The following is a 6,009-nucleotide window of genomic DNA, read 5'->3' on the forward strand; positions in this document are numbered from 1 at the left end:
GGCTCCCGCGACCTGCCCCCCCCCGGCACCCGGCTCTCGCCCGTGTCTCCCACCCCCCGTCGTCCCCCGCCCGCGGGTTGTCCCACGACAGGGCCTGGCCCAGCACGGCGAGGCGGGCGGGCGGGCCCGCCCGCGTAGGGGCGCGTCGGGCTCACGTGCCGAGGGCGGGCTCCGGCGACGCGGCGGGCCGCGGGACACGGGCCTTCCGCCCGGCCGGTATGACCAGCGGCGTCCCCGTCTCGGGGTCCTCGATGACCTGGCACCGCAGCCCGAAGACCCGCTCGACGAGCTCGGCGGTCACCACCTCGGCCGGCGGTCCCTCGGCGACCACCTCCCCTTCGCGGACGGCGATGAGGTGGGTCGCGTACCGGGCCGCGTGGTTGAGGTCGTGCAGCACGGCGACGAGCGTCCGGCCCTGGGTCTCGTGCAGCTCGGCGCACAGGTCGAGGACGTCGATCTGGTGCTGGATGTCGAGATACGTCGTCGGCTCGTCGAGCAGCAGCAGCGGCGTCTGCTGGGCGAGCGCCATGGCGATCCAGACGCGCTGGCGCTGACCGCCGGAGAGCTCGTCGACGTACCGCTCGGCCAGCTCGGCGACGCCGGTCGCCTCCATCGACTCCCGGGTGACGCGCTCGTCCTCCGGCGACCACTGGCGCAGCAGCCCCTGGTGCGGGTAGCGGCCACGGGCGACGAGGTCGGCGACGGTGATGCCGTCGGGCGCCACGGAGGTCTGGGGCAGCAGCCCGAGGGTCTTGGCGACCTTCCTGGCCGGCATGGCCTGGATCGACTGCCCGTCGAGCAGGACGCGCCCCTGGCTGGGCTTCAGCATCCGGGAGAGGGCGCGGAGCAGGGTGGACTTGCCGCAGGCGTTCGGCCCGACGATCACGGTGAACGAGTTGTCGGGGATCTCGACGGACAGATCGCGGGCGATGACCCGCTGCTCGTACGCCAGGGTGACCGATTCCGCGCTCAGCCGCTGCTGCCGACCATCCATGCCCGTGCTCCCGTGCCCGCCGCCCAAATGAAGTTAGGTTAGCCTACCCAATTTCTTTGAGGTCGCCGGTGTCACAGCCCGAGCCGCGCGAGCACCTTCCCCGCGTCCGGCACCCCGCCGCCCGCCGCGTCCGCCGCCGACCAGGCGGCCCCGCACAGAGCCCGCACGGCGTCCATGGGATCCCCCGCACCGGCCGCCGCGTCCGCCGGCCCCTCCAGGACCAGCTCGCCCCCGCCCGGCGCGGTCACCGAGGCCCGCCAGCCCCCGCACACGAAGCTCCCGTCCTCCTCCGCCACGACCTCCGGCTGGCCCACGAGCAGCCCCCGCAGATCGGCCGCGACATAGGTCGGCCGGTGCTCCGGCACGGCCCGCAGCAGCTGCGCCGCGTCCGTCACCCCGGTGAACACGAGCAGCGAGTCCACCCCGCCGTTGAACGCACCCTCGATGTCCGTGTCCAGCCGGTCCCCGACCACCAGCGGCCGCCGCGCGCCCGTCCGCAGCACCGTCTCCCGGTGCATCGGCGGCAGCGGCTTCCCCGCGACCCTGGGCTCCACCCGGCCGCCCGTGGCGATCCGCACGACCTCCACCGCGGCCCCGTTCCCGGGCCCGATCCCCCGTGCGCCGGGAATCGTCAGGTCCGTGTTCGACGCGTACCAGGGCAGCCCGCGCGCCACCGCGTAGCTCGCCTCCGCGAACCTCCCCCACGGCATCTCCGGCCCGCCGTACCCCTGCACCACGGCCACCGGCTCGTCCTCCGCCGAGTCCACCGGCACCAGACCCCGCTCGCGCAGCGCCACCCGCAGCCCCTCGCCACCGATGACGAGCACCCGCGAGCCGGCCGGCACGTCGTCGGCGATCAGCCGGGCCACGGCCTGCGCCGAGGTGATCACGTCCCCGGCGTCGGCGGGCACCCCGAGCTCGGTAAGGTGCTCGGCCACCGCGTCGGGCGTCCGCAGCGCGTTGTTCGTGACGTACGCCAGCTGCATCCCGCCGCCCCGGGCGGCCCCGAGGGCCTCCACGGCGTGCGGAACGGCCTCCCCGCCCGCGTACACGACCCCGTCCAGGTCCAGCAGCGCCGTGTCGTACGCCTCGCTCAGCGGCACCGCGCTGCCACCCGGCCGCCGCCTGCCCACACCCTGCCGCTCCTGGCCGTTCCGCACCGTCACCGCACACTCCTCGCCTCACCGGGTGGGTTCCCCGCTCCCCCGATCATCGCTCATCGCACCGGCCACATACGATGACGAGATGAACACCTCAGGTCACGCGGCCGACGACGTCCGCGACGACGCAGCCGGACTGCACCTGGCGCCGTTCCGCGGGCTCCGATACGTCCCCGAGCGGGTCGGCAGCCTGGCCGCCGTCACGTCCCCGCCCTACGACGTGGTCGTACGACCTGACGGACTTCTGCACCTGGAGTCCGCGGACCCCCACAACATCGTCCGGCTGATCCTGCCCCAGGCGATCACCGCCGGCACCCGCCACCGCAAGGCCGCCGTCACCCTCGACCGCTGGCTCGCGGACGGCGTCCTCGCCCCGGACCCGGAGCCCGCGCTCTACGTGTACGAGCAGCACGGCGACGGCATCCTCCAGCGCGGCATCATCGGCGCCCTCGAACTCTCCACCCCGGCCGAGGGAGTCGTCCTCCCGCACGAGGACGTCATGCCGCACGTCGTCGAGGACCGCGCCGCCCTGATGCGGACCACCGCGGCCAACCTGGAACCGCTGCTCCTCACGTACGTCGGCGAGGGCGACGGCGCGGGCGAGGTCGTCGAGCGCACCGTCCAGCGCCCTCCGCTGCTCGCCACGACGACGGAGGACGGCTTCCACCACCGTCTCTGGGCGGTGACCGACCCGGCCGAGCAGGCCGCCGTCTCCGCCGGGCTCGCCCACCACCAGGCCCTCATCGCCGACGGCCACCACCGCTGGGCGACCTATCTGCGCCTCCGCGAGGAGCACCCGGCGCCCGGCCCCTGGAACTACGGCCTGGTCCTCCTCATCGACACGGCCCGCTACCCGCTCCGGGTCCGCGCGATCCATCGGCTCCTCAACCGCCTGCCGGTCGCCGGCGCCCTCGCGGCCCTCGACGGCGCCTTCCGGGTACGCCGCGTCGAGCGGCCCCTGCCGGAGGCCATGGAGACCCTCGCCGAGGCCACGACCGAGGGCAACGCCTTCCTCCTGGCCGGAGACGGCGGCTTCCACCTCGTCGACCGCCCGGACCCGGCCCTCCTCGACCGCACGATCCGGACGGACCGCCCGGACGCCTGGCGGACCCTGGACGCCACGGTCCTGCACTCCACGCTCCTGGAGCACGTCTGGCACATCCCGGACGCCCCCGAGGACATCTCCTACATCCACGACACGGAGGCCGCGGTGGAGCAGGCGGAACGCCGCGGCGGTACGGCGGTCCTCATGCACCCGGTACGCGAGGAGGTCGTCCGGGACCTGGCCCGCCAGGGCGTCACGATGCCCCGCAAGTCCACCTCCTTCGGCCCGAAGCCGGCGACGGGCCTGGTCCTGAGAAGCCTGGCGCTGGACTGACACCCAGGAGAACGAAGAAGGGCGGCACCCCTGCGGGTGCCGCCCTTCTCAGATGCCGACCGTGTCAGCTCTTGTCGCCGACGCTGTCGTCGCTGTCGTCCTCGTCGAAGTCGTCGTCCTCGTCGTCGTCACCTTCGACGTCGACATCGACGACGTCGCCACGGTCCGACGCCTCGTCGGCCTCGTCCTCGTCGAACGCGTCGACGAACTCGACACCGTCCATCTCGGCCAGCCGGTCCGAGGCGTCCGTGGCCCCGTCCTTGTCGGCCTCGAGAGCCTTGGCGAACCACTCCCGGGCTTCGCGCTCACGGCCGGCGGCGAGCAGCGCGTCGGCGTAGGCGTAGCGCAGGCGCGCGGTCCACGGGTGCACGGCGCTGGAGGCGAGCTCGGGGCTCTGCAGCGTCACGATGGCGGCGTCGAGCTGACCCAGGTCCCGGCGGGCGCCGGCGGCCACGAGCCGCATCTCGACCTGACCGGCCTTGTCCAGCTTCTGCACCTCGGGCTCACCGGCCATCGCCAGCGCACGCTCGGGGCGGTTGAGACCGCGCTCGCAGTCGGCCATCACGGGCCACAGCTCGACGCCACCGCTCATCCGGCGGGCGGCACGGAACTCGGCGAGCGCCTCGGAGTACTTCTGCGTCGCGTACGCGGCGAAGCCGGCGGCCTCGCGCACGGCGGCGACACGGGAGGCGAGCCGCAGGGCGACCCTGGAGTACTCGTAGGCCTTCTCCGGGTCCTCGTCGATCAGCTGGGCGACCATGACGAGGTTGCGCGAGACGTCCTCGGCGAGCCCCTTGGGCAGGCTCATGAGCTCCTGGCGCACATCCGGGTCGATCTCCTCACCGGTGACCTCCGGCGGGATCGGCAGACGCTTGATGGGCGCGCGGTCGCCACGGTCGCGGTCGCGGTCGTCGCGCCGCCCGAAGCCACCCCGGTCGTCCCGCCCGCGGAACCCACCACGGCTGTCGCCCCCGCGGTCGTCACGGCGGAAGCCACCGCCACGGTTGTCGCCACCACGGTCGTCACGACGGAAACCGCCGCGGCTGTCCCCACCGCGGTTGTCGTCCCGGCGGAACGAGGACGGACGCTCGTCGCGGCGGTCGTCACGACGGAATCCACCGCCGCGGTTGTCGCCACCGCGGTCGTCACGCGAGGGGTACGAGGGCCGGTCGTCCCGACGGAACGACGAAGGACGCTCATCACGCCGGTCGTCACGACGGAAACCACCGCCACCGCCGCGATTGTCTCCGCCACGGTTGTCGTCGCGACGGAAGCCGCCACCACGGCTGTCGCCACCACGGTCGTCACGGCGGAAGCCGCCGCCGCCACCACGGTTGTCGTCACGACGGTCGTCACGCGGGAAGGAGGGCCGGTCGTCACGACGGAAGCCGCCGCCACGGTTGTCGCCACCACGATCGTCACGACGGAAACCGCCACCACCGCCACGGTTGTCCCCGCCACGGTCGTCACGGCGGAAGCCGCCGCCGCGGTTGTCGCCACCGCGGTCGTCACGCGAGGGGTACGAGGGCCGGTCGTCCCGACGGAACGACGAGGGACGCTCATCGCGCCGGTCGTCACGACGGAAACCGCCACCACCGCCACGGTTGTCGCCACCACGGTCATCACGACGGAAACCGCCGCCGCCTCCGCCACGGTTGTCCCCGCCACGGTCGTCACGACGGAAGCCGCCTCCGCGGTTGTCGCCGCCACGGTCGTCACGGCGGAAGCCACCGCCGCCACCACGGTTGTCGTCACGACGGTCGTCACGCGGGAAGGAGGGCCGGTCGTCGCGACGGAAACCGCCACCACCACGGTTGTCCCCGCCACGATCGTCACGACGGAAACCGCCGCCGCCACCACGGTTGTCGCCACCACGGTCATCACGACGGAAGCCACCGCCCCCACCGCCGCGGTTGTCCCCGCCACGGTTGTCGTCGCGACGGAAGCCACCGCCCCCGCCACCACGGTTGTCCCCACCACGGTCATCACGACGGAAGCCACCGCCGCCACCACGGTTGTCGCCACCACGATCGTCACGGCGGAAACCGCCGCCACCGCCGCGGTTGTCCCCGCCGCGGTTGTCGTCGCGACGGAAGCCACCGCCGCGGTTGTCGCCACCGCGGTTGTCGTCACGGCGGTTGTCGTCACGGCGCGGGCCACGGAAGCCGCCCCGGTCACCGCCGGCGCCGGCACCGTCCCTGCGACGCGGCTCGCGCTCCGGACGGTCGTCGGGAGAGTTGGTGGACATCGACGTGACTCCTGTCTTCGGGTACTGCAGTCATTCTCGCGCAGCCGGCACTCGGCCGCGCATCGGAAAAGTCAAGCAAAAAACAAAAGGACCCCTGGTCCCAGCGTGAACGCTGGGACCAGGGGTCCTGAAGAATTGTTCGGCGGCGTCCTACTCTCCCACAGGGTCCCCCCTGCAGTACCATCGGCGCTGAAAGGCTTAGCTTCCGGGTTCGGAATGTAACCGGGCG

The 6,009-nt window shown here is 73.2% G+C and carries 4 protein-coding genes, 1 rRNA gene and 1 pseudogene; 1 reads left to right on the top strand and 5 read right to left on the bottom strand.

What is annotated here, in order from left to right; translation table 11 throughout:
- Window positions 1-151: 151 nt before the first annotated feature.
- On the bottom strand, window positions 152-994 hold the full coding sequence (locus ACIP84_RS23635) for an ABC transporter ATP-binding protein (protein WP_401800005.1): 843 nt from the start codon (window positions 992-994) through the stop codon (window positions 152-154).
- Window positions 995-1,065: 71 nt separating this feature from the next.
- Entirely contained in the window at window positions 1,066-2,160 is a 1,095-nt protein-coding gene (locus ACIP84_RS23640) for an HAD hydrolase-like protein (protein ID WP_401800008.1), read from the bottom strand.
- A gap of 79 nt (window positions 2,161-2,239) precedes the next feature.
- On the opposite strand from ACIP84_RS23640, the gene ACIP84_RS23645 reads away from it, so the two are divergent.
- Window positions 2,240-3,532, top strand: coding sequence for a DUF1015 family protein (locus ACIP84_RS23645; protein WP_401800010.1), 1,293 nt, complete (start codon window positions 2,240-2,242; stop codon window positions 3,530-3,532).
- A gap of 64 nt (window positions 3,533-3,596) precedes the next feature.
- On the opposite strand, the gene ACIP84_RS23650 is transcribed toward ACIP84_RS23645, so the two are convergent.
- From ACIP84_RS23650 to rrf, 3 genes and pseudogenes are all read right to left on the bottom strand, one after another.
- Window positions 3,597-4,400 (bottom strand): hypothetical protein, encoded by an 804-nt coding sequence (locus tag ACIP84_RS23650; protein ID WP_401800049.1) that lies wholly within the window; start codon window positions 4,398-4,400, stop codon window positions 3,597-3,599.
- 522 nt (window positions 4,401-4,922) lie between these two features.
- A pseudogene (locus ACIP84_RS23655) lies at window positions 4,923-5,627 on the bottom strand (RNA helicase); the annotation flags it as partial.
- 290 nt (window positions 5,628-5,917) lie between these two features.
- Window positions 5,918-6,009: ribosomal RNA gene (rrf, locus tag ACIP84_RS23660) — 5S ribosomal RNA — on the bottom strand; the annotation flags it as partial.

It is taken from the genome of Streptomyces sp. NPDC088707 (assembly GCF_044752725.1).
Classification (GTDB): domain Bacteria; phylum Actinomycetota; class Actinomycetes; order Streptomycetales; family Streptomycetaceae; genus Streptomyces.